The sequence below is a fragment of the Bradyrhizobium sp. BR 10289 genome, assembly GCF_019455385.1.
Lineage (GTDB): Bacteria > Pseudomonadota > Alphaproteobacteria > Rhizobiales > Xanthobacteraceae > Bradyrhizobium.
The window spans coordinates 15811-38623 of the sequence record NZ_JACOFR010000007.1 but is presented as its reverse complement, the minus strand read 5'-3'; the positions used below and the strand labels follow the sequence as shown (position 1 = coordinate 38623).

The window sequence follows — 22813 nt, the reverse complement described above, 5'->3', positions numbered from 1 at the left end:
ACTGAAGACCTGAATGGATCGCCTCGTCGCACTTGCCGTCAACCGGCGCTTCCTAATGGTCGGCATGTTCGTCGCCGTGCTGATCGGCGGCCTGATTGCCTTCAACCAGCTCAACATCGAAGCCTATCCCGATCCGACACCGCCGATGGTCGACATCGTGACGCAGTCGCCGGGCCTGTCGGCGGAAGAGATCGAGCGCTACATCACGATCCCGATCGAGACCCAGGTCGCGGGTCTGAAGAACCTCACGACCATCCGCACCATCTCGCTCTACGGCCTGTCCGACATCAAACTGCAGTTCTCCTTCGCCTACACCTATGACGAGGCGTTGCAGCAGGTGTTGAATCGCCTGGCGCAGCTCGCGCCGCTGCCGGGCAACGTGCAACCGCAGATATCGCCGCTGAGCCCGATCGGTGAAATCTTCCGCTACCGCCTGGTCGGCCCGCCGAACTACAGCGTGCTCGATCTCAAGACCATTCAGGACTGGGTGCTCCAGCGCCGCTTCCGCGCCGTGCCGGGGGTGATCGACGTCACGGGGTGGGGCGGCAAGAGCAAGACCTACGAACTCCAGGTCGACAACAACAAGCTGGTCGCCAACGGCCTGACGCTGCCGCAAGTGCTGCAGGCCGTCAGCAATTCCAACGTCAATGTCGGCGGCAACACCGTCAATATCGGCCAGCAATCGGCCGTGGTGCGCGGCGTCGGCCTGATCCGCTCGATCGACGACCTCGCCAACACCATGATCGCCCAGACCAACGGCAATCCGGTGCTGGTCAAGGACGTCGCCACCGTCACGGTCGGGCAGAGGCCCCGGCTCGGCATCGCCGGCATCGACGATTCCGACGACATCGTGCAGGGCATCGTGCTGATGCGCCGCGGCGAGCAGAGCTCGCCGACCATCAAGCGCGTCCATCAGCTGGTGCAGCAGATCAACAACTCCAGCATCCTGCCGCCGGGCGTGCGCATCGAGCGCATCTACGACCGCGGCGATCTGATCGAGCTCACCACCCACACCGTGCTGCACAATATGGTGGTCGGTATTCTGCTGATCGTGCTGCTGCAATGGATCTTTCTTGGCGATCTCCGCAGCGCATTGATCGTCGGCGCCACCATTCCGTTCGCGCTGTTCTTCGCCGTGATCATTCTGGTGCTGCGCGGCGAATCGGCCAATCTGCTGTCAGTCGGCGCGATCGATTTCGGCCTGATCGTCGATGCCACCGTCATCATGGTGGAGGCGATCTTCCGACGGCTGACGCAGACGACCCCTGTCTCGGAATCCGAGCATATGTCGCCCGAAACGCTGTTTGGCATGAAGAGCCATGCCATCCTCAGCGCCGCCGCCGACGTGTCGCGCTCGATCTTCTTTGCAGCTGCGATCATCATCGCGGCCTTCCTGCCGCTGTTCACGCTGTCGGGCGTCGAAGGCAACATCTTCGGGCCGATGGCGCGCACCTATGCCTATGCGCTGGCCGGCGGCCTGCTTGCGACCTTTACTGTCACCCCGGCGCTGTCGGCGATCATCCTGCCGGCGCATGTCGAGGAGACCGAGACAAAGGTGATGCTGATCCTGCACCGGCTCTACATGCCGGTGCTGAACTGGGCGGTCGCCAACCGCAACATCGTGCTTGGCGGCGCGGTCGGCCTCGTGCTGATGACGGTGGCGCTCGGCCGGCTGCTCGGTCTCGAATTCCTGCCCAAGCTGGAAGAGGGCAATCTCTGGATCCGCGCCACGCTGCCGCCGACCATCTCGCTGCAGGAAGGCAACAGCTACGTCAACGAGATGCGCAAGCTGATCCGGGCCCGGCCCGAGGTCGAGTCCGTGGTGTCTCAGCATGGCCGTCCCGACGACGGCACCGACGCCGCCGGCTTCTTCAACGCCGAGTTCTTCGCCCCACTCAAGCCCGCCAGCCAATGGCCCGGTACCCACGACAAGGAAGAGCTGACCGCGCAGTTGCTCAAGCAGCTCGACGACCGCTTCCCCGGCGTCGAGTTCAACTTCTCGCAATATCTCCAGGACAACGTCTCCGAAGCCGTCTCCGGCGTGAAGGGCGAGAACTCGATCAAGCTGTTCGGCAGTGATCTCCAGGCGCTGACCGACACCGCCAACAAGATCAAGCAGGTGCTGGCGACCGTGCAGGGCGTCACCGACCTTGCTGTGTTCACCTCGCTGGGACAGCCGACCATCCAGATCGACATCGACCGCGCCAAGGCGGCGCGCTACGGCCTTGCGCCTGGCGACATCAACGCCACCATCAAGGTCGCGATCGGCGGCGATACCGCGGGCGATATCTACGAGCCCGGCTCCGACCGGCATTTCCCGATCATCGTTCGGCTCGCGCCGGAATTCCGCAGGAGCGCGGAGGTGATCCAGAATTTGCGGATCGGTGCGCCGGGGCCGAACGGCACCGTCACGCAGATTCCGCTCAGCGAAGTCGCCAGCATTAGCCTCGTCTCGGGTGCGGCCTACATCTATCGCGAGCAGCAGGAGCGCTATTTGCCGATCAAGTTCTCGGTGCGCGAGCGCGACCTCGGTAGCGCCATCCGCGAGGCGCAGCAGAAGATCGCCGAGCAGGTGCAGCTGCCGCCCGGCTCGCACATGGAATGGGTCGGCGAGTTCGGCAATCTCCAGGACGCGATCCGGCGGCTGTCGATCGTGGTACCGATCTCGCTGGGGCTGATCGGCGTGCTGTTGTGGTTCAATTTCGGTTCGATGACCGATACGCTGCTGGCGATGAGCGTGATCCCGATGGCGATCTTCGGCGGCGTACTCGGCCTGTTGATATCAGGCACGGCTTTCAGCGTCTCCGCGGCGATCGGCTTCATCGCGCTGTTCGGCATCGCCGTGATGGACGGCATCATCATCCTGTCGCAGTTCAACCAGCTGATGGAAGAAGGCATGGACCGCATGAGCGCGGTGATCCGCACCGGCGAGCTTCAGCTCCGGCCCGTGCTGATGACGTGCGTCGTCGCCGGCGTCGGCCTGCTGCCCGCCGCGCTGTCCGAAGGCATCGGCTCGCAGGTGCAGAAGCCGCTCGCTGTCGTCGTCGTCACCGGCATGATGCTGGCCCCGGTCGTGATTCTCGTGACCTTGCCGGTGCTGATCTCCTTCTTCTCCCGCCGCGCGCGCTGATCGTCGCCATCACAGCATCCGCTGCGCGATCCGTAGCAGCATCGTGGTGCCGAGGCCGAGCAGCATCAGGCTCGCGAACCGGCTGCTCAGCGACAGCATCCGGGGCGTCAGTCGCGCGCGTGCGGTCGCGACGATCGTGCTGAGCATCATCCACCAGACCGCGGAGCCGACGAAGACTCCCGCGATGAGCGGTGCTGCCGCGGCCTGCGTCGAGAACGCATGCAGCGCGGCCAGAAACAGGATGACCGTCAGCGGATTTGTCAGCCCGAGCGCGATGGCGCTGAGATAGGCGCGCGCCAGCCGCACCCTGTCGATCTCACCGGTGTCCTGAAACACGATGGAACAACGATGCGTGCGGATCGCGAACCACAAGAGCGTCAGCGCCGAGACGATGCCGAAGGCCACGGCATTCGCCTCGACCCATGGCTGCGCGAGCGTGCCCAGTCCCAAAACCGCTAAAGCGCTGTAGGTGAGATGCACGGTCGCCGCACCGAATCCGGTTGCAAGGCCGGTGGCCATGCCCGATGCCAATGTGCGCTGGATGCACAACATGCCCATCGGCCCGATCGGGGCTGCGACGGTGAAACCAATTCCCATGCCGGAGACGAGCGCGGCAAGATAATGCGATAAAGGCATGCGACCGCACGAACAGATGAAATCTGTGTGCGTGCGTATCGGTGAACGCGAATTGTCGCTTCAACCAAACGGCTGAAAAACGAACGCGCGTGCGAACACGTTCATGTGAATCGTTGCCGCGCTGTGTTCTCGCGGCAACGATGTGTGCCCTCGTTACAACGGTTCCACGACTCGACGTGAAATCGCATCATGCATCGTTGAACCTAATTGCGCGTGGCGCGACTCAGAACCCGTAAAGCTGCGCGGGATTGTCGACCAGGATCTTCTTGCGCACATTCGCATCAGGCGCCCACACCGGAAGCTGGTTGAGCAAGGCACCGTCGTCGATCTGGTAGAGCGGCGCGATGTCGGTGGCCTTACGCCCCTCGACGCGGCTCGAATCCGGATGCGGCCAGTCGGTGCCCCAGACGATGCGATCCGGGTTCGCCGCGATCAACGCGCGCGCATAGGAGACCATGTCCTGATAGTCAGGCGCGAGTTTCGACGAGCGATAGGCCCCGGAGATCTTCACATAGGCCTTTCCGGATTTCACCAGCGCGACGAGATCCGAGAAGCCCGGCTGCTCCAGACCGAGCGATGCCTCGAGACCGCCGAAATGGTCGAACACGACGGGCACCGGCGCGCTCTCGACGAGGTCCTTGATCGCCGAGATCATGGCCAGCGTGGTGTAGAGCTGGACGTGCCAGCCACGCGCCTTCATGCGCTCGACGGCGGCGGTGAAGCGCGACCTGCCGACATTGGGATCGTTGACGCCGCCGGTCGCGAGGTTGAGGCGCATGCCGCGGAAACCGTCCGCCTGCATCGCATCGAGCTGCGCCTCGCTCGTCTTGTCGTCGATCACGGCGACCCCGCGCGCGTTCGCCCCGCGCGCCTTCATGCCGAACAGCGTCGAGGAATTATCGGTGCCATAGACGCTCGGCGTCACGATCACGACGCGCTCGATATGCAGCGCCTTGTGGAGCGCGGCCATTTCCTCAGGGCTCGCCGGTTCCGGGGTATAGACGCGGCCGGCGAAGAACGGAAACTTTTCGACATCGCCATGGATGTGGGTGTGGCAGTCGCAGGCATGAGCCGGAACGTCGAAATTCACCGGCGTCGCGGGCTGCGCCGCGCGGGCGTGGGCTTTGCTGGTCATGGCTACTCCGGCGGCAAGAGAGGCAAGCAGAACGCTGCGTCGATTGAGCATGGTGTCTCCCCCTGTTCGTCGTTTTCGGGAGGATAACATCTTCGGCCGGCCGCCGGTCAATCGATGAGGAGTCGACCCGGTCGCCGGCAGGGACGGCTCGCGCCGTAACCGGGCTGACCGGAAACCGTTGATGATGGTTGTATTGTGTGGTAGTTACAATCAGTAAATACAACTATAAGGATTTTATCCGAAAGGGAGCATGGTCCTATGAAGAGAATATTGCTCGCGCTTTTCATCCTGCTTGGACTTCATTCGGCCGCATCTGCCCAGGCATTACCTTCATGGTCGCTTTGGCAGAACCAGCGGGGATCGACCCTCGAAGTGTATTACGTCGATCCATCAGGTCCGTTCACTGGCACGTTCACAAACAGGGCGCCTGGTTATCAATGCCAGGGGATACCGTACCCCGCGCAAGGAATCACCCGAGGGCCAGCGGTCACCTTTGCGGTGACGTTCACGCAATGCAGTTCGCACACGACGTGGTTCGGCACGGTTAGCGGCAATACGATGAGAACGAACTGGATCATGATCTACACGCCGCCCGTTGGCCCGCCGCAGAAGTCCACGGGCACGGACATATTTACGCGGGTTCGCTAGAGCGCTTTCGCCGGGGCGGTGGCTGACTGCGCCTCACTGCCCCGACGGCGTGCGCAGGCCGTGCCAGGCGTCGCGGACCTGCTGGTAGTGCACCTCGGGCAGATAGTCCGGGGTGTTCAGGCTCAAGGTCTTGACGTCGAGATGGCCGACAGCGCTGAGCAGCGTGTAGGAGGCGATGACGCGGTCGCGCAGCGCGCCGATCAGGCGGGCCTTGGCCTGGATCAGATCGGCCTGCGAGTTCAGCACGTCCACCGTCGTGCGCTGTCCGCCGGCGGCCTCGCGCTGCACGCCCTGAAGGGCGACGGTTGCCGCCTTCACCTCGGACTCCGAGGCCGAGACTGCGATCTTGGCGCCTTCATTGGCAACCCAGGCGCTGACCGCCGCCGTGCGCGCCTGGTTGCGGACCTGATCGAGCACGAGCCGGCTCTGCGCGGTGATTTCCTTGGCCTGCCGGGTTTGCGATGCCGCCTGACCGCCGTCATAGATCGGCACGGTGACATTGGCGACGATCGAGGCCTGGTCCTCGGCGAAGGTTCCGAGCGTCGGGTCGTTGTTGCGGCTCTTGCTGGCACTGCCCTGGACGCTGGCGCTCGGCAGCAGCGCGCCCTCGGCGACGCGGATGTTGGTGGAGGCGACATCGACGTCGAAGCCTGCCGCCATCACCGCCGGATGCTGGCGGATCGCCATCGTGATCGCATCGTCGCGGCTCTTCGGCAGATAACGGTCGACGACCTCGGCAGCCCGGAGCTGCGACGGCGGATTGCCGATCACCTGCGCATAGGTGGCCTGGCTGACCGCGAGCGCGACCTCGGCGGCGTTGAGATCGGCCAGGCCGCGATTGAGGCGGGCTTCGGCCTGCGCGCTGTCGGTCGGCGTGACGTCGCCGGCGTTGAGGCGGCGCTGGGTGACGGCGAGCGTCTCGCGCAGGAACGCGACGTTGGAGCGCTGCGCCTCGACCAGCGATTGGTTTGCCAGCACGTTGGTGTAGGCGGTGACGGCGTCGAGCAGCACGCCCTGGCCTACATTGCGCAGCGCTTCGCGGCCCGATTGCACCTGGAGCTCGGCGGCGCGCACATTGTTGGCGGTGCGGAAGCCGTTGAACAGCGTCTGCGTCACCGTGACGCCGATGATCCACGGCTTCAGATTGGCGGTCTGGATGGTGTTGTCGGGCAACAGGTTGCGCACCGATTGCAGGCCGGCGCTGAGGCTCGCCACGATTTGCGGGCGGTAGCCGGCTAGTGCCTGCGGCACGTTCTCATCGGTGGCGCGCTGGCGCGCGCGTTCGGAATTGAGCTGCGGATTGGTTTGGTAGGCCTTTGCCAATGCTTCCGGCAGGGCTTCGGCCCATGCGGCGGAGGGCAGGGCGCAGCAGAGCGCCAGCGTGGTCCATGTCGCAAGCACAGGACCCACGCCCGATCGGCGTCGCGTCATCACGCGACCAGCTCTGGCGGTACGCCCAATCATGTAATCCCGCTCAATCCCGGCTGTCCGCCCCCGCCGACGGCGGCTCTCTTAACTGTTTAGCCAGCCGGGGTCCCGCAGGCAAACTGCCGCGGGGAAAACCCCCATCTATTCCGTGCTTGTTGCAGGTACGTCACAGGGATTTTGCGGGATAGCGTCAGAGCCTTACACCAGCCTGACCGCTCCCCTGTGTTAGCGGTTCTTGTTCACCGGCTTGCGCTTCTCGATGAACGCGGCCATGCCCTCGGAGCGGTCTTCCAGCGCGAAGGTCGAATGGAACAGGTTGCGCTCGACGCTCATGCCCTCGGCGAGCGTGGTCTCGAAGGCGCGGTTCACCGCTTCCTTGGCCATCGCGGCTGCGGGGCGCGACATCGAGGCGATCTTCTCGGCGGCGGCCATGACTTCGTCCATCAGCTTGTCAGCGGGTACGATGCGGCTCACGAGGCCCGCGCGCTCGGCTTCCGCGGCGTCCATCATGCGGCCGGTGAGGCAGAGGTCCATCGCCTTGGACTTGCCGATCGCGCGGGTCAGGCGCTGGGTGCCGCCGATGCCGGGAATGGTGCCGAGCGTTATTTCGGGTTGGCCGAATTTGGCGGTGTCGGCCGCGATGATGAAGTCGCACATCATGGCGAGCTCGCAGCCGCCACCGAGCGCATAGCCTGCGACCGCGGCAATGGTCGGCTTGCGGCAGCGCGCGATACGGTCGCCGCCGATCGCGGCGAAGTCCTCCGAGAACATGTCGATGAAGCTCTTCGGCTGCATCTCCTTGATGTCGGCGCCGGCGGCAAAGGCCTTCTCGCTGCCGGTGACGACGATGCAGCCGATGGCGTCATCGGCCTCGAGATCGTCGACCGCCGCGGCAATCTCGCGGAAGACGCCGAAGGAGAGCGCGTTGAGCATCTTCGGCCGGTTCAGCTTGATGATGCCGACTGCGCCTTTGCTTTCGACGATGATGTGTTCGAACGTGCTCATGCTCCACCCACGCTTTTGATTGGGTGGGCAATGTGCCCGCTGGCGCGGATGCCTTCAAGGGGCCGGAACGCGCGGCTGTCGCGTTCCGGACGAGGTCCGTCAGGCCGGCAAATCAGGCCAAGGATCAGGCCAAGGATCAGGCCATGAACATGCGCGCGGCAGAGGCCAGCGTCAGCAGCGTGCCGACGCCGATGAAGATCTTGCCGATCAGGGAGCTCTGGTCCCAGGCCGAGCTGTGGTCGCTGCTCGCCATCACAGGCGAGGGCCGCGGCTGCGCGTCAGTTGCGGCGATCACCGCCTTTTGTGCGGGCGCGGGGTCCTGCTGCAGGCCGCGGTCGGCATCATTGAGCTGATCGGGGGCCGCCGCCTGGCTTTCGGCCGTCGGCGTGGCGGTATTATCGGCCGCGGCCTGAACGTTGTCGTTGGCGCGGCCCGTCATCGCGGAGGCTGCGGCCGCGGGCGGCGTATCGGCGGCGGCGAGCTGCGCGCGGGCGTTGGCCACTTCCGGCGGCATCCGGCTCGAGGCCGGCACGTCGCCATCGGCACCATTGTCGGTCTTAGGTTCGTCGGCCTTCGCCGCGACCTCGGTCTTGGCGGCCTTGTCGTCGGATTTCTGCGCGGCCTTGTCGCTCTCCTTGCCACTGTCGCGGTGGCGAGAGGCGTGGCGCCGCTGCTTGCCTGGCCTCGCCGTGTCGGCCTGCTTGCTCGCGCTGTCGGATTTGCCGGCTGAGCTCGGCGCCGCCTGCACGGTCCCGCCGAACAGCAGGAAAAGCCCGGCAAGGAGGATCAATGCGGCGTGTCCGCTGGCTTTCATCATGTTGACGATCTCCCCAATTCCGCCCGTCCCGGTCGGAACAGAGACCCCGGGGCGTGACGACAGCGGGGCAGAAAATGGGAATCTTCGGGCTACACCGGGCAAAAGCTTGGCAAATCGCCCGCCCTGCGACCGGCACCGGTGCGGACGGGACCGATCGGTGTTATGAGCCGTCGCGGATTTCGACGGCCGTTCAGCCATCGGGCCGGTGTCGATCACGAATTCGTGATCGTGCGATGCCGGCGTAACAAACTGAAAAAGCGGCCGAACTGCATGATGAGGGGCGCGCGTGCGCGGACGTGAGGACGAATGGACCGGCCTGATGCGGTCGGCCATGGCAGGCGATGATGCGGCGTATCATCGCCTGTTGAAGGCGGTCACGCCTGTGCTGCGCGCTGCCGCAAGGCGTGGTCTGGCGCGGGCCGGGCAGCCCCCCGATCAGGCCGAGGATATCGTGCAGGAGATTTTGTTGGCGGTGCATCTGAAACGGCACACCTGGGACAGCGAAGCTCCCTTCGCGCCGTGGCTGTTTGCGATCGCCCGCAACAAGCTGATCGATGCGCTGAGGCGGCGCGGCAGGCGCATCTTCGTCGACATCGACGATTTCGCCGAGACGCTGCCGGGCGAGATGCCGGAAGAGACCGCTTCCGCGGCCGAGGTCGCGACGCAGCTGAACACGCTGCCGCAGCGTCAGCGCGACGTGTTGCAGTCGATCGCGGTCGAGAGCGCCTCGATCAAAGACACGGCGGCGAAGTTTGCGATGAGCGAAGGTGCGGTGCGCGTCGCGCTGCATCGCGGACTTGCGGCACTGACTGCCAAACTGCGGGACCACTAGTCATGGACACCGATCAACTCATTCGCTCGCTTGCGGCCGACAATTCCCATCGCGCCCCGCGCGTCGGCGCCATGCTGACGATGGCGCTGCTGGTTGCGGCACCGTTCTCAATCCTGATCTTCGCAAGCTTCCTCGGCGTACGGCCCGACGTGATGACGGCCATGCACAATCCGTTCTTCGACACCAAGTTCGCGGTGACGCTGTCGCTCGCGATCCCCGCGATCATCATCAGCCTGCATCTATCGCGGCCCGAAGCCCTGATGCGCGGCTGGGCCTGGCTGCTGCTGCTGCCCGTCGGCCTGCTTGCGGTTGCGATCGGCAGCGAGGCGATGATGGCGCCGGCGATGCCGATGTCGATGCGGCTCGTGGGCAGGAACTCCAGGGCCTGCCTGATGGCAATCCCCGCAATGTCGCTGCCGCTGCTCGCCGGCGCTTTGTTCGGCCTGCGTCACGGCGCGCCGTCGCGGCCCGCGCTCGCCGGCGCACTCGCCGGCCTGCTGTCGGCCGGGCTCGCCGCAACGCTCTATGCCTCGCACTGCACCGACGATTCCCCGCTGTTCGTCGCGACCTGGTACACAATCGCGACCGCGGTGGTGACCGCCATCGGCGCTGCGGTCGGATCGAGGGTGTTGCGGTATTGAAGGCGCCTCGCGCAGATGGACGCTGTGTCACATCTGCCCGACGTGCCGTCTTCGATGAGCTTCATCACGGCTCATTCATGCGCACGGCTAATAGGCTACTAATAGGCTCATGCCATTGTGAACGGCTAATCCCGTTCACGCCTGGAAACTAACTTCGGTTGGACGATTTCTCTCCAGAGCGTCGATGGACGCTGCTGTAGCGAGGGACATGCCCAACCATGCGAAAACTCAGCGCATTCGAAATGTCGCGGCGGAACCTTCTGGTGGGAACCGCGACGTCGGTCGCGATCGCCACATCCGGGATTGCCAAGGCTCAAAATGACAAGGCTCAAAATTCTGTCTCCTCGCCCCTGACAGCTGCGCGTCCGGACGCTCCGGCGATGGCGACGGTGTCCTTCAGCGTCAACGGCGAGGTCCGTGCCCTGGAGCTGGATACCCGCACGACGCTGCTTGATGCCCTGCGTGAGCATCTTCATCTGACCGGCACCAAGAAAGGCTGCGACCACGGCCAATGCGGTGCATGCACCGTGATCGTCGACGGGCAGCGCATCAATTCGTGCCTGACGCTCGCCGTCATGCATGAGGGCGACAGCATTACGACCATCGAGGGGCTTGGCACGCCGGAGCACATGCATCCGATGCAGGCCGCTTTCGTCAAGCATGACGGCTTTCAGTGCGGCTATTGCACGCCGGGGCAAATCTGTTCGGCGGTCGCCGTGCTCGACGAGATCAAGGCCGGAATTCCCAGTCACGTCACGGGCGATCTCAATGCGGCGCCGGAATTCAGCAACGCCGAGCTGCGCGAGCGCATGAGCGGCAACATCTGCCGCTGCGGCGCCTATTCCAACATCGCCGAGGCAATCACGGAAGTTGCCGGGAGGCCCGCATGAAGTCCTTTACCTACGAGAAGGCCAACTCGCCCGCGGCGGCGGCATCCGCTGCCGCCAATCACAGCAACGCCAAATTCATCGCTGGCGGCACCAATCTGCTCGATCTGATGAAGCTCGAGATCGAGACGCCTGCGCATCTGATCGATGTCAACGGCCTCGGCTTCGACAAGATCGAGCCGACGTCCGACGGCGGACTTCGTATCGGCGCGCTGGTGCGCAATACGACCCTAGCGGCCGATGCGCGGATCCGGCGCGACTATGGCCTGCTGTCGCGCGCGCTGCTTGCCGGCGCATCGGGGCAATTGCGCAACAGGGCGACGACGGCCGGCAATCTGTTGCAGCGGACGCGTTGCCCGTATTTCTATGACACCAACCAGCCCTGCAACAAACGCAAGCCCGGCAGCGGCTGTGCCGCCATCGGCGGCGTGACGCGCCAGCATGCGGTGATCGGTGCAAGCGAGGCCTGCATCGCGACGCATCCGAGCGACATGGCGATCGCCATGCGTGCGCTCGACGCGACCGTGCAGACGGTTCGCCCTGACGGATCGACCCGCGACATCCCGATTGCCGATCTCCACCGTCTGCCCGGCGATACCCCGCACATCGAGACGACGCTGAGTTCGGGCGAATTGATCACGTCTGTGACGCTGCCCAAGCCCGTCGGCGGAACGCACATCTATCGCAAGGTCCGTGACCGCGCGTCCTACGCGTTCGCGCTGGTGTCGGTGGGGGCGATCGTGCAGCGCGACGGAACCGGACGCGTCGCCGTCGGCGGTGTTGCGCACAAGCCGTGGCGCGTCGAGGCCGCCGAGGCCGAAATGCCGCGCGGCGCCAAGGCCGTTACGGCGCGCCTGCTCGAGGGCGCGAGGCCGACCAAGGAGAATGCTTTCAAGCTCTCGCTGGTGGAGCGAACCCTCGGCGCGGTCCTGACCGAAGCGAAAGGCTGAGCCATGAAATTCGACACGCCTGCGACCACCAATCCGATCGATCAGCTCAAGATCATCGGTCATGCGACCAGCCGCATCGACGGTCCGCTGAAGGCCACCGGACGGGCCACCTATGCCTATGAATGGCACGACCGGGCCGTGAAGCCCGCCTACGGCTACATCGTCGGCTCGGCCATTGCCAAGGGCCGGATCGCATCGATGGATCTGTCGCGTGCCAAGGCCGCGCCCGGTGTCATCGCCATCGTCACGGCCGAGAACGCCGGCAAGCTCGGCAAAGGCACCCACAACACGGCAAAATTGCTCGGCGGCCCGGAAATCGATCATTACCACCAAGCCGTCGCGGTCGTCGTTGCCGAGACATTCGAACAGGCCCGCGCCGCCGCCGAACTCGTCCAAGTCGATTACAGCGCGGCGAAGGGGTCGTTCGACCTGTCGGCTGGACGGCAGAGCGCCGCGGAACCTCCTGGTGGCGGCGTCGACGGCCAGCCAAAGACCAGTGTCGGCGATTTCGCCGGCGCCTACGAGGCTGCGCCGGTGCAGCTCGACGCAACCTACACCACGCCGGACCAGGCCCATGCCATGATGGAGCCACACGCGTCGATGGCGGCGTGGGACGGCGACAGGCTCACGCTCTGGACCTCCAACCAGATGATCGCTTGGACCACTGGCGATGTTGCGAAGACGCTCGGTCTTCCCAAGGAGAACGTTCGGGTGATCTCGCCGTTCATTGGCGGCGGCTTCGGCGGCAAGCTGTTCCTCCGTGCTGACGCAGTGCTCGCGGCACTCGGCGCGCGTGCCGCCAACCGTCCGGTCAAGGTGGCCCTGCAGCGCCCCCTGATGTTCAACAACACCACGCATCGTCCGGCGACGATCCAGCGCATTCGCATCGGCGCCGACCGGAACGGCAAGATCACCGCGATCGGACATGAGAGCTGGTCGGGCAATCTGCCGGAAGGCAGGCCAGAGACGGCAGTCAACCAGACGCGCCTGCTCTATGCCGGTGAGAACCGGATGACGGCGATGCGTCTCGCCATGCTCGATCTGCCCGAGGGCAACGCCATGCGCGCCCCCGGCGAGGCGCCGGGCATGATGGCGCTGGAGATCGCCATGGACGAAATGGCGGAGCGGTTGGGGCTCGACCCGGTCGAGTTCCGTGCGCGCAACGACACCCAGGTCGATCCCGAGCATCCGAACCGCCCGTTCTCGCAGCGGCAGCTGGTCGAATGCATGCGGATCGGCGCGGAGCGCTTCGGCTGGAGCAAGCGAAATGCCGAGCCGGGCAGGCAGCGCGACGGTCGCTGGCTGGTGGGCATGGGCATGGCGGCCGCGTTCCGCAACAACCTGCTGATGAAATCAGGCGCGCGCGTCCGTCTCGACCGGCAGGGACGCGTGACCGTCGAGACCGACATGACCGATATCGGAACCGGCAGCTATACGATCATCGCCCAGACCGCGGCGGAGATGATGGGCGTGCCGCTGGACAAGGTCGTCGTGCGTCTCGGCGACTCCAGTTTTCCGGTCTCCGCAGGCTCCGGCGGGCAGTTCGGCGCGAACAATTCGACCTCGGGCGTCTATGCGGCCTGCGTCAAGCTGCGTGAGGCGGTGACACAGAAGCTCGGGTTCAATTCCGCCGACGCTGCTTTCGCGGATGGCCAGGTATCATCGGGCAACCGAAGCGTCCCGTTGGAGCAGGCTGCGTCGGACGGCGAGCTCGTGGCCGAGGATTCGATCGAGTATGGCGATCTCGCCAAGACCCATCAGCAATCGACCTTCGGCGCGCATTTCGTCGAGCTCGGCGTCGACGCCGCAACGGCCGAAATCCGCGTGCGGCGCATGCTCGCCGTCTGTGCCGCGGGCCGCATTCTCAATCCGAAGACGGCACGCAGCCAGGTCATCGGCGCGATGACGATGGGTGTAGGGGCCGCGCTGATGGAAGATCTCGTCGTGGACAAGCGCGCCGGCTTTTTCGTCAATCACGACCTTGCCGGTTACGAAGTGCCTGTTCATGCCGATATTCCGCATCAGGACACGATCTTCCTGGATGAGACGGATCCGATGTCCTCGCCGATGAAGGCAAAGGGTATCGCCGAGCTCGGGATATGCGGCGTTGCCGCGGCGTTGGCCAACGCGATCTACAACGCCACCGGCATCCGCGTGCGTGACTATCCGATCACGCTCGACAAGCTGCTGGATCACATGCCGAACGCCTGATGCCAGCCCCGGTGACGTCAGGCCGCAGGGATGGTGCTTTGCATGCGGTGGAAGCGCAGCACCTGCTGTGCGGTCGATGAGCGCAGGGCTTCATAGCTGTCGCGCAGCGTCATCATGTCGGTCCGTGCGCCGCCGGAGAGTTTTTCGCGCATCGCGATGATCGCGCGCACGCTCGACCATTGCAGGCCAGCGACCTTGGCGAGGATCATCACGCCCTCGGTGCGGCTCTCGATCATCATGGTCTCGGCGGTGTCGACCGCGACGCCCGCAAGCGCGGCGAGTCCCGCATTGGTCTCGTCGAACTTGCCCTGCTCGGCGAAAGCGGTGACCTGCAATTCGTTGAGGCGGCCATCCTCGTGCAGCGACTTCACCAGCGCGCGCGCCATCTCGGTCTGCCTGGTCATGGCGGCGGCACGGACGCGCTGGGCCGCTTCCTGGACCACGCTCGAGACTTCGTCGGCGAGCTCGGGGTGGGCGGCCTCCAGCTTCCTGCGCACGCTCAGGGAGGCCTTCGCGATCAGCTTCAGATAGTGATGGCGCGGCAGATCGGGCCGCAGGCCGATGCAGGCGGCGAGATCGTCGTCGCGCTCGGCGCGCGTCACGAGATCGGTGAGGCTTCCCTCGGAAAGCTGCGCGCCGGGATTGCTGACGGTCGACTGCACCACGTCCTCGTCGCCGCGCGTCACCAGCACATCCGTCAGCGCCTCCGACAGCACCCGGCGTAGCGAGATCGCCTTCAGATGGGCCTGGCCGCGCGTGCGCGCGATCTCGAGCAGGGTCGTCTCGTCCAGCCGTTCCGCTTTCGCCAGCACGGGGCCGGCCACCTCGATGACCTTGTCGAACGCCAGCGTGCGGATGATCTTTGGCGGCGCAGCCGGAAGCGGTGCGAGGCGCTCGGCGAGCAGGGCCCTTGCCGAGGTCTCGATCTGCTCGATCAGGCACTGGAACACGTCGTCGAACACGCGCACGTGCTCGTCCGAATACTCCACCGCATTGCCGACGAAGAGATCGGTGACGCGGCGCAGTGTCTCGACCCGGCGCGCGACGGTGCCGTGCGAGAGCGCAGCCTGCAATTCCTCCAGCAGGTTCTCGGATGGTTTGGCGGATTTCGATCTCATTGCCCTGTCCTGGAGCTTTCGGTTCGGCCGCTTCTTCTGCGCGGCCGGGTGAAAATGGATTGGTCAGCTCATTGCAACCCGGTTGCGCCCCTGCGCCTTGGCGGAATAGAGCGCGCTGTCCGCGCGCGCGAGAAATGTATCGGCAGTGTCGGCGTCGCGGAGCGTGACGACGCCTGCGGAAATCGTCACCCCCATGCCCGGAGAAAATGCGCTCCAGTCGAGCTCGGCGACGATGCTGCGCAGTCGCTCCATCATGCGCGCGGCGGCCTCGCCATTGGTGTCCGGCAGCAGCAGCAGAAATTCCTCGCCGCCATAGCGGCCAAAACGGTCGGCTGGACGGATGTTGGCGAAGATGGTGATGGCGAAGGTGCGCAGCACCTCGTCGCCGACGGGATGGCCGTGGGCATCGTTGATGCGCTTGAACCAGTCGAGATCGATCAGCGCGATCGCGCAGGGTGCGGAGGCCTGCCGTGACTTTTCGATCTCGGCGTCGAGAAGACGCATGATGCAGCGGCGATTATAGGAGCCGGTCAGCTCGTCGAGCTCGGCCAGTTCCTCGATGCGCCGGTAGGCGTCCTTCAGCTCGATGCTGCGGCGGTATAGCACCTTGCGCAACGTGGCGCCGAACAGGCCGAGGAAGGCGCACTGGCCGATCACCAGCACGAAGCACAGCATCGAGGCGATCCGCTGGAGCCGGGACGCGACGGGCATTCCGATCGGCAATTCGGAGCCGAGGAACACGGCGGCGAGGCCGATGGTCGCAAGTGCCCAGGTCAACATCGCCTGGGCCGAGGTCATGCGCAGCGTGCCGAAGGCGAAGATCAGGAACAGCACGCTGATGAAAGCGATGCCGATCGTCGGCACCGACAGCAGAAAGATGAACTGCAGCGCCATATGCGCCGAGATCTGGAAGACGGTGAGATAATGGTCGGTGAACCTGTCGCCGACGCCGGCTTCCGACAACACGGCGAAGATGCCGATGATCGAGAGGCCGCCGACCCAGAACAGCGAGGGCACGTGCATCGCAACGGTGCCGTCATAGCCGTAGAGCAGCAGGACGAAGGCGCCGAGCGAGTAGCTCGCGACCTGGCCGATATACATTTGGCGGCGCTGCCTCGCCCGGCGCGCCAGCACTTCGGGTGCCGCTGTCCCAGGCGTGAGCACGAGATCCGCGACCTCAGCGGCATTCCTCTCGGGAAAGGACGTCGCGGCCGTGTTCATGGTCCCGCCAATGGTGGAGTTCAGCCCAAAAATCTACGTGGCAAGCCTTTAGGTTTGGTATCCTTTGAAACCAAATCCAAACGGTGCAGCGCAGGACAGAGTGGCGGCGGCCGGGGAGCGGATTTTCCGGCAATTAGGCATCGCTGGCGATGCGGTCGAGCCAAAACAGCACTTGGTGAGACATACGTCGTGCGGGGCTGCTATGGTTCCATGCAGGCCGGGCCGCCCGCACCGGGACGGCATTGCACAGGGAAGCGCCTCATTACTATGTTACCGTTTTTGAGCGAGACGGCGAACCGCCGCGGATGGCAAAAGGAAAATTCGCGTATGTGGGGTAGATCACACACCGCCCCGTATGACTGCGGTAAGTTGAAGAATTTCACGCCACCCGTCGAACCCTGCGCCGCATCGACCCGACCAATCTTGCGAGACGGGCTTTGAGCGTGACACAGGCGGCTTCGGACGAGGTCCTCATCGCCAGGATCGCCCAGGGTGACCGGCTCGCCATGCAGGTGCTGTACGGGCGGCACCATGTCAGGGTGTACAGGTTCGGGCTGAGGCTCGTGCGGGACGAGCAGGCGGCGGAGGACCTCATCAGCGAGGTGTTTCTCGACGTCTGGCGCCAAGCCGGCAAGTTCGAAGGCCGATCCGCCGTTTCCACCTGGCTGCTGGCAATCACCCGATTCAAGGCCCTCTCGGCGCTTCGGCGCAGGAAGGACGTTGGGTTGGACGAAGAGGCTGCCAACGCGATCGAGGATTCGTCCGACGATCCCGAAATCGCGGTGCAGAAGAAGGATACGAGTGAAGCGTTGCGGGAGTGTCTGACTGGCCTTTCGCCGGACCACCGGGAGATCGTCGATCTCGTCTACTACCACGAGAAGTCCGTGGAAGAAGTGGCAGAGATCGTCGGCATTCCCGAGAACACCGTGAAGACGCGCTTGTTCTATGCGCGCAAGAAACTGGCCGAACTGCTGAAGGCAGCCGGCGTTGAGCGAGGCTGGCCATGATGGCTTTGAGCAAGAAGATGCTGGAGCAAGAGCCCAGTGAAATTGAACTGCTGCTGCCCTGGCACGCCGCCGGCACGCTGAACGCGCGCGACGCCCGCCGCGTCGAGGAAGCGCTGGCGCGGGATCCGGAACTGGCCAGGCAGTACGCCGTGATCCGCGGCGAGTACGAAGAGACCATTCACCTGAACGAAAGCCTCGGTGCGCCGTCGGCCCGCGCGATGCAGAAGCTGTTCGCAGCAATCGACGCCGAGCCGGCGCGGCCCGTCGCATCGCTGCCGCTGTCGGCGCGCATCGCGACCTTTTTCTCCAGCCTGTCGCCGCGCACGCTGGCGTGGTCGGCGAGCCTCGGTGCCATCGCCCTGCTGCTGCAGGCCGGCATCATCGGCGCCGTGCTGATGAAGACCCAGACCGCGACCTATCAGACCGCCTCGCTCTCGACCGGCGCGCCGATCACCCGCGAGCTCGGGGCCGCTGCGCCTTCGCGTGCGCTGGTGCGCTTCACGCCGGAGGCACGGGTTGCCGACATCACCGCCTTGCTCGACAACTACCAGGCCTCGATCATCGGCGATGCCAAGGGCGGCATGTTCCGCCTCCAGTTCGACAAGGCGATGAGCCAGGACGAGCTCGCATCGCTGCTCGCCAGGATGTCGCGCGAGAAGTTCGTCAACCTCGCCGTCGCGGCGCCGTAAGGCGCCGCTGCACCGATGACGCGCAAGTCCGAGAGCAAGGTGCGAGCCGGGGCCTACGCCTCCTCGGTCGGAGCGGGGTTGCTGCTTGCTGCCTGCCTGGGCGTCGAGGTCGCGCAGGCGCAGGCGATCATGCGCACGCCCACCATCAGCGTTCCCTCGCGCACGCCGACCGTCTCGCCGAACGTCGCCGCACGCGTCAGCCCTGGCGTGACCGCACGCGCCGTCAGCGTCAATCCCGGTCCGCGCACGATCACGACCCCGAGACTCTCCGTGGTTCGGATCGGGCCCGCGCCGGTGCTGCCCTATGTGCGCTATTCGCCGAACCTCTATCCGGCCTGCACGGCAGCGAACCGCGGCGCCGACGGCGAATGCCTCGCCCAGCCAGATGCAGGCGGTGAGGGGACCGGCAAATCCGGAAAGAAGAGCGCAGGCAAGGGCCGCGGCAACACCACGCAGGTCTCGGTCAGCCAGCGGACCTTTGCGAATGAATTCGTCGCCGAGATCGACGGTGGGCTGTCGATCGCTGAGGCCGACGCGCTCGCGCGACGCCATGGGCTGACGCGCGTCGCGTCCGAGAATTTCCCGCTGATCGGGGCGACGTTCGGCCTGTTCCGGATCACCAACGGCCGCCCGTCCGAGACGGTCCGGCGCGAATTCGCAGCCGACGGCAGCGTGCGCTCGGTTCAGCCGAATTTCCGTTACGTGCTCCAGGATCAGAAGTCGGCCGTGCCGACCGAAGGCGATCCGGCGCAATATGCGCTGGCAAAACTCCGCCTGCCGCAGGCGCATACGCTGGCGCACGGCGCCAACGTCACGGTCGCCGTGATCGACTCCGGCATCGATGCGAGCCACCCCGAGCTCAGCCATTCCATTTCCGACAATTTCGACGCGCTCGGCAGCACGGAAGGCGCGCATGTCCACGGCACCGGCATCGCAGGTGCCATCGTAGCCCACGCCAGGCTGATGGGCAGCGCGCCCGAAGCGCGCATCATCGCGATCCGCGCCTTCGGCGGCACCAGGGGCGGTGCCGAGAGCTCGTCCTACATCATCCTGCGCTCGCTGAACTATGCCGCCGAGCACGGCGCCCAGATCGTCAATATGAGCTTTGCCGGCCCGAAGGACGCCGTGATCGAGCGCGCTATCGCGGCGACCGCCGCGCGCGGGCTGGTGCTGATCGCCGCCGCCGGCAATGCGGGTGCGAAATCGCCGCCGCTTTATCCGGCCGCCAATCCCAACGTGATCGCGGTCAGCGCGACCGACCAGCAGGACAAGCTGTTCTCGGCATCCAATCGCGGCAATTACATCGCGCTGGCGGCGCCCGGCGTCGACATCTTCCTGCCGGCGCCCGACGGCAAATACCAGATGACCTCGGGAACCTCGTTCTCGGCGGCCTATGTCTCCGGCGTTGCGGCATTACTGCTCGAGCGCAACTACGCGCTCAAGCCGGAAGCGCTACGCATGACGCTGGCGAAGACCGCGCGCGATCTCGGCTCACCCGGGCGTGACGATCTCTACGGCGACGGCGAGGCCGACGCGTTCGCTGCTTTGATGGCTGTTCCCGCCGACAATGCGACGCCGGTTGCGGCGGCGTCCGATACAACAAAACGTGAAGATGCCGACAAGCCGTCCAGTGAGCCTGGCATTCGCGCGATCGAGCAGCCCTCGCTGTCGAGCGGGGGCGATAAATCCGCGGTTTCTCAGGCGGATAGGCCGGCGACGCGCTAGCTGCGTGCGACGAGATTGCGCGCCCGCCAAAGGTTAAAAAGTCGGTCGCCGCGTTGAACGTTCAGCCAGCTGCCACGACCAAATGATGTGGGAGCGGTCATCCCTCCCCATCAGTCATATCAGGCGCGAGCGCCCATCCACCCCAAGCGCCCATATGGCTCGACCCGTCCGGTTGTCCCCCCGGACGGGTCTTTTCTTTTGTGGCATCCAATTCCTTGAAGGAAATTCGGGCTCAACTTGCGGTTAAGCAAATGCGATCGCGTGCATCGTCGGCCTCGTTCAGGTCCACCGCAAGTCCGTCATGCTTGTGCGAAGCTTGACTCGGAAGTGGCGTAAAACTCCGCACGACTACGGTCTTTCATGACGAACGCGGTGTCGTTGCTGGACAAGTCAAAACTTTTCCACAAAATATTCATGTCGCTTCTAAATTGATTCGTGTGCGTTGCGTCGCGTCCGTATTTTCTCCTGACGGGCAGATTTATGACACATCGCCAAGAGTTGGTTCAGGCCGCGGCTGGCAGCCGCGACATCGCGGCACGCTGGTGCGCTCTCGCCGAACAGCGGCTCGAACATCTCTCCGAAATGTTCGAAACCGGGCGCTGGCGCCGTTATCATTCCGAGATCGCGTTCCTCGAAAACATCCAGGAAGCCAAGCGCGCCGTCCAGACCTGGCGCGCCATCGCGACCGGCGGCGACGTCGCCGCGGCGGCCGCGAGCGTCTCACCGGCATTCGGTTGGTCGCCGGCGACGATGCCCCGCGTGTTTCCGCGCGAGCAGGCGCAGGCCGCGCCGCCGCAAACCATGCAGCCGAAGGCCGTCCACATCGCCCCCGAGACCGTCGTGCCGGTCAAGCTCGATCCCAAGCCGGATGTGCTGGCCGACGTCACCGAAGCTCCGCTCGTCCCGGCCGCACTGGTCGCGGCGCCTGCGGCAGCGGCTTCGTTCACCGCGCCCGCCGCTGTGCCGCCGCTGAAGACTCCCGCTGCAAGGGCGACGCCAACCGCGCCTGCTGTGAGGTCGCCGGTCACATGGCCCGCCGCAATGGCGCCGCTCACCGCACCTGTTGTGAAGCCGCCGGTCGCCGTGCCGGCTGCAATGGCGGTGTCCAACGCTCCTGCCGTGAAGGCGCCTGCCGTGAAGGCCCCCGCGGCCATGGCGGCGCTCCTGCCGCAGTTCGCCCCGCCCGCCGACGAAATCGTCGCCGCCCCCGAGCGCGTCGTCGAATTCACCTTCAGCCTCGACGGCCTGGAGCAGAAGTACCCGTTGCTGCGCAACGCGTTCTAACGCCGCACCGCATTGCCGCCGATCACCACCTGCGCAAACCGCTGCGCGCCGTCGGCCGACAAATCCGCCGTCACCGCACGCGCGTGCTCGAGCCCGACCACGGCGCCGCGCGGGGTTTCCGAGATCATGTTGTTGTTGACGAGCGCGGTGCCGGCGCCCGGCACCACGGAGACGCCGATGCCGGCGAGGGCCTTGCGGATCACGTTGCCGGTGATTGCGACGTCGCGCAGATATTTGCCCCAGCCGGCGACGATGCCGTAGGACGGCGCGTTCTCGATCACGTTGCCGGTCACCGATGAATCCGCCTCGATATAGATGCCGACACCGGCGTCATCGTCCGGCGCGGTGCCGATCGGCCGCTTCGGAAGCAGATTGCGGATGATATTGCCTTGCACGACCGCAATACGTCCGCCTTCGTTGAAGTTGCAGACAGAGACGCCGACGGCCGCGCCGTCCACAATGTTGTTGGCGATCACCGCGGCCTCGAAGGCGAACTCGGAATAGAGCGCGACCTCGCGGACGTCGCTGACGCTGTTGCCTGATATGTGGATGTTGGAGGCGGAGTTGCCGCGCACCGCGGAGTAGTCACAGTTCCTGATGCGGTTGCCGCGCACGATCACGTTGCCTGCGCGGAAAGCGTTGATGGCGTTGCCGTACTGGCCGGAGCCTCCGGGGCCGGCCTTGATGTCCTCGATGCGGTTGTCGGTGACCAGTGTGCCGTCGTCGCCGATCGCCGTGCGCAGGATCTCGATGCCGTTGTCGTTGGTGCCGAGAATCGTGTTGCGGGACACGCTGAGTCCCCTGGCGTCGAACGACACCACTGCCGTGACCGCGATGTTCGTAAAAATGTTGCCGGAGATCTCGCCCGCGACCTGCTCGAGCCAGATGCCGCTGCCGCCGGAGTTCGTGATCTCGCAATCGGTGATGCGGACATCGCGTCCGCCGAGCACATGGACCAGTCCGCGCCGCGTCGGCAGCGGAATGTTGCCGCCATCGAAGGTGATGGCGGTGAGGCCAATCGAGTCGGAGCCGTCGCTCTGGATGGTCGAGGCACCACCGGTGAAGATGAGTTTCGTCGCGCCGCGCACGCCGATCAGTTGCGCGCCGTTCGGCAGCCGTAGCAATCCGGTACGGTAGATACCGGGCGGCAGGGCGAGCGGCATCTGCGCCCGCGCGGCTTCGTCGATGGCACGCTGGAGCGCGCGCGTCTGATCCTCACTGCTGCCGGGCCGCACGCCATATTGCGTGGCGTCGCGGCCGAGCAGGGACGTCAGCGGCGCGGCACGCGCGGCATCGGCCGGCATGGCGAGGGCACCCGCGATGCCGGCGGTGGAAGCTCCGATGAGATGGCGGCGATTGAGGTCCATGACGCGTCCTCCGGCGGACGCGGCGGTCCGCGGAGATTAGGTAGCGCAGGGCGCCAGGGCGCGCGGGGATTGTTCGCGGTAG

19 protein-coding genes are annotated in these 22813 nt (G+C 65.3%); 11 read left to right on the top strand and 8 right to left on the bottom strand.

From position 1 onward, the window contains the following. The first annotated feature begins 13 nt into the window (after positions 1 to 13). On the top strand, positions 14 to 3130 hold the full coding sequence (locus HYH08_RS14315; RefSeq protein WP_220010457.1) for an efflux RND transporter permease subunit: 3117 nt from the start codon (positions 14 to 16) through the stop codon (positions 3128 to 3130). Positions 3131 to 3139: 9 nt separating this feature from the next. Here HYH08_RS14315 and HYH08_RS14310 read toward each other — a convergent pair whose 3' ends face one another. Both HYH08_RS14310 and HYH08_RS14305 read right to left on the bottom strand, forming a co-directional pair. Next, on the bottom strand, positions 3140 to 3766 hold the full coding sequence (locus HYH08_RS14310) for a LysE family translocator (protein ID WP_220010456.1): 627 nt from the start codon (positions 3764 to 3766) through the stop codon (positions 3140 to 3142). Positions 3767 to 3989: 223 nt separating this feature from the next. Next, complete coding sequence (locus HYH08_RS14305; RefSeq protein WP_220010455.1) at positions 3990 to 4952, bottom strand: amidohydrolase family protein; 963 nt, start codon at positions 4950 to 4952, stop codon at positions 3990 to 3992. A 207-nt stretch (positions 4953 to 5159) separates the two neighbouring features. Between HYH08_RS14305 and HYH08_RS14300 the strand changes: the two genes are divergently transcribed. Beyond that, on the top strand, positions 5160 to 5549 hold the full coding sequence (locus HYH08_RS14300) for an avidin/streptavidin family protein (protein WP_220010454.1): 390 nt from the start codon (positions 5160 to 5162) through the stop codon (positions 5547 to 5549). Between the two features lie 33 nt (positions 5550 to 5582). On the opposite strand, the gene HYH08_RS14295 is transcribed toward HYH08_RS14300, so the two are convergent. The 3 genes from HYH08_RS14295 to HYH08_RS14285 all read right to left on the bottom strand — a co-directional run bounded on the left by HYH08_RS14295 (position 5583) and on the right by HYH08_RS14285 (position 8799). After that, entirely contained in the window at positions 5583 to 6980 is a 1398-nt protein-coding gene (locus tag HYH08_RS14295; RefSeq protein ID WP_220010453.1) for a TolC family outer membrane protein, read from the bottom strand. A gap of 222 nt (positions 6981 to 7202) precedes the next feature. Beyond that, positions 7203 to 7982, bottom strand: a complete 780-nt coding sequence (locus HYH08_RS14290; RefSeq protein WP_220010452.1) for an enoyl-CoA hydratase — start codon at positions 7980 to 7982, stop codon at positions 7203 to 7205. A gap of 136 nt (positions 7983 to 8118) precedes the next feature. Continuing rightward, entirely contained in the window at positions 8119 to 8799 is a 681-nt protein-coding gene (locus tag HYH08_RS14285; protein ID WP_220010451.1) for a hypothetical protein, read from the bottom strand. 286 nt (positions 8800 to 9085) lie between these two features. Here HYH08_RS14285 and HYH08_RS14280 point away from each other — a divergent pair, with 286 nt between their 5' ends. The 5 genes from HYH08_RS14280 to paoC all read left to right on the top strand — a co-directional run bounded on the left by HYH08_RS14280 (position 9086) and on the right by paoC (position 14320). Further along, a complete protein-coding gene (locus HYH08_RS14280) occupies positions 9086 to 9631 on the top strand; it encodes a sigma-70 family RNA polymerase sigma factor (RefSeq protein WP_220010450.1) in 546 nt (181 codons plus the stop codon). Positions 9632 to 9633: 2 nt separating this feature from the next. Beyond that, on the top strand, positions 9634 to 10272 hold the full coding sequence (locus tag HYH08_RS14275; protein ID WP_220010449.1) for an NrsF family protein: 639 nt from the start codon (positions 9634 to 9636) through the stop codon (positions 10270 to 10272). Positions 10273 to 10490: 218 nt separating this feature from the next. Continuing rightward, a complete protein-coding gene (paoA, locus tag HYH08_RS14270) occupies positions 10491 to 11162 on the top strand; it encodes an aldehyde dehydrogenase iron-sulfur subunit PaoA (RefSeq protein ID WP_220010448.1) in 672 nt (223 codons plus the stop codon). Further along, positions 11159 to 12109 carry an FAD binding domain-containing protein gene (locus HYH08_RS14265; protein ID WP_220010447.1) on the top strand — a complete coding sequence of 317 codons (951 nt, stop codon included), beginning with the start codon at positions 11159 to 11161 and terminating at the stop codon, positions 12107 to 12109. Before paoA ends, HYH08_RS14265 begins: the two co-directional genes overlap by 4 nt. A gap of 3 nt (positions 12110 to 12112) precedes the next feature. Next, positions 12113 to 14320: an aldehyde oxidoreductase molybdenum-binding subunit PaoC gene (gene paoC / locus HYH08_RS14260; protein ID WP_220010446.1), complete on the top strand. Its 2208-nt coding sequence runs from the start codon at positions 12113 to 12115 to the stop codon at positions 14318 to 14320. A 17-nt stretch (positions 14321 to 14337) separates the two neighbouring features. On the opposite strand, the gene HYH08_RS14255 is transcribed toward paoC, so the two are convergent. Beyond that, a complete protein-coding gene (locus tag HYH08_RS14255; protein ID WP_220010445.1) occupies positions 14338 to 15438 on the bottom strand; it encodes a DUF2336 domain-containing protein in 1101 nt (366 codons plus the stop codon). Positions 15439 to 15501: 63 nt separating this feature from the next. Beyond that, positions 15502 to 16659, bottom strand: a complete 1158-nt coding sequence (locus HYH08_RS14250) for a GGDEF domain-containing protein (protein WP_220010444.1) — start codon at positions 16657 to 16659, stop codon at positions 15502 to 15504. A gap of 437 nt (positions 16660 to 17096) precedes the next feature. On the opposite strand from HYH08_RS14250, the gene HYH08_RS14245 reads away from it, so the two are divergent. The 4 genes from HYH08_RS14245 (at position 17097) to HYH08_RS14230 (ending at position 21364) form a co-directional block, all read left to right on the top strand. Beyond that, positions 17097 to 17666 (top strand): sigma-70 family RNA polymerase sigma factor, encoded by a 570-nt coding sequence (locus HYH08_RS14245; RefSeq protein ID WP_220010443.1) that lies wholly within the window; start codon positions 17097 to 17099, stop codon positions 17664 to 17666. Then, positions 17663 to 18355 (top strand): hypothetical protein, encoded by a 693-nt coding sequence (locus HYH08_RS14240; RefSeq protein ID WP_220010442.1) that lies wholly within the window; start codon positions 17663 to 17665, stop codon positions 18353 to 18355. Before HYH08_RS14245 ends, HYH08_RS14240 begins: the two co-directional genes overlap by 4 nt. A 15-nt stretch (positions 18356 to 18370) precedes the next feature. Continuing rightward, entirely contained in the window at positions 18371 to 20080 is a 1710-nt protein-coding gene (locus tag HYH08_RS14235) for a S8 family serine peptidase (RefSeq protein WP_220010441.1), read from the top strand. Positions 20081 to 20560: 480 nt separating this feature from the next. Further along, positions 20561 to 21364: a TIGR03809 family protein gene (locus HYH08_RS14230; protein WP_220010440.1), complete on the top strand. Its 804-nt coding sequence runs from the start codon at positions 20561 to 20563 to the stop codon at positions 21362 to 21364. Here HYH08_RS14230 and HYH08_RS14225 read toward each other — a convergent pair. Then, complete coding sequence (locus tag HYH08_RS14225; protein ID WP_220010439.1) at positions 21361 to 22731, bottom strand: TIGR03808 family TAT-translocated repetitive protein; 1371 nt, start codon at positions 22729 to 22731, stop codon at positions 21361 to 21363. The genes HYH08_RS14230 and HYH08_RS14225 overlap by 4 nt on opposite strands. Positions 22732 to 22813: the final 82 nt, after the last annotated feature.

What these genes read in the sequence shown, in the direction of transcription:
- HYH08_RS14295 (WP_220010453.1), bottom strand. Translation starts at nt 6,980, where the DNA reads ATGACGCGACGCCGATCGGGCGTGGGTCCTGTGCTTGCGACATGGACC.
- HYH08_RS14300 (WP_220010454.1), top strand. Translation starts at nt 5,160, where the DNA reads ATGAAGAGAATATTGCTCGCGCTTTTCATCCTGCTTGGACTTCATTCG.
- HYH08_RS14305 (WP_220010455.1), bottom strand. Translation starts at nt 4,952, where the DNA reads ATGCTCAATCGACGCAGCGTTCTGCTTGCCTCTCTTGCCGCCGGAGTA.
- HYH08_RS14315 (WP_220010457.1), top strand. Translation starts at nt 14, where the DNA reads ATGGATCGCCTCGTCGCACTTGCCGTCAACCGGCGCTTCCTAATGGTC.
- HYH08_RS14225 (WP_220010439.1), bottom strand. Translation starts at nt 22,731, where the DNA reads ATGGACCTCAATCGCCGCCATCTCATCGGAGCTTCCACCGCCGGCATC.
- HYH08_RS14265 (WP_220010447.1), top strand. Translation starts at nt 11,159, where the DNA reads ATGAAGTCCTTTACCTACGAGAAGGCCAACTCGCCCGCGGCGGCGGCA.
- HYH08_RS14290 (WP_220010452.1), bottom strand. Translation starts at nt 7,982, where the DNA reads ATGAGCACGTTCGAACACATCATCGTCGAAAGCAAAGGCGCAGTCGGC.
- HYH08_RS14230 (WP_220010440.1), top strand. Translation starts at nt 20,561, where the DNA reads ATGACACATCGCCAAGAGTTGGTTCAGGCCGCGGCTGGCAGCCGCGAC.
- HYH08_RS14310 (WP_220010456.1), bottom strand. Translation starts at nt 3,766, where the DNA reads ATGCCTTTATCGCATTATCTTGCCGCGCTCGTCTCCGGCATGGGAATT.
- HYH08_RS14285 (WP_220010451.1), bottom strand. Translation starts at nt 8,799, where the DNA reads ATGATGAAAGCCAGCGGACACGCCGCATTGATCCTCCTTGCCGGGCTT.
- HYH08_RS14235 (WP_220010441.1), top strand. Translation starts at nt 18,371, where the DNA reads ATGACGCGCAAGTCCGAGAGCAAGGTGCGAGCCGGGGCCTACGCCTCC.
- HYH08_RS14255 (WP_220010445.1), bottom strand. Translation starts at nt 15,438, where the DNA reads ATGAGATCGAAATCCGCCAAACCATCCGAGAACCTGCTGGAGGAATTG.
- paoC (WP_220010446.1), top strand. Translation starts at nt 12,113, where the DNA reads ATGAAATTCGACACGCCTGCGACCACCAATCCGATCGATCAGCTCAAG.
- HYH08_RS14275 (WP_220010449.1), top strand. Translation starts at nt 9,634, where the DNA reads ATGGACACCGATCAACTCATTCGCTCGCTTGCGGCCGACAATTCCCAT.
- HYH08_RS14250 (WP_220010444.1), bottom strand. Translation starts at nt 16,659, where the DNA reads ATGAACACGGCCGCGACGTCCTTTCCCGAGAGGAATGCCGCTGAGGTC.
- HYH08_RS14240 (WP_220010442.1), top strand. Translation starts at nt 17,663, where the DNA reads ATGATGGCTTTGAGCAAGAAGATGCTGGAGCAAGAGCCCAGTGAAATT.
- paoA (WP_220010448.1), top strand. Translation starts at nt 10,491, where the DNA reads ATGCGAAAACTCAGCGCATTCGAAATGTCGCGGCGGAACCTTCTGGTG.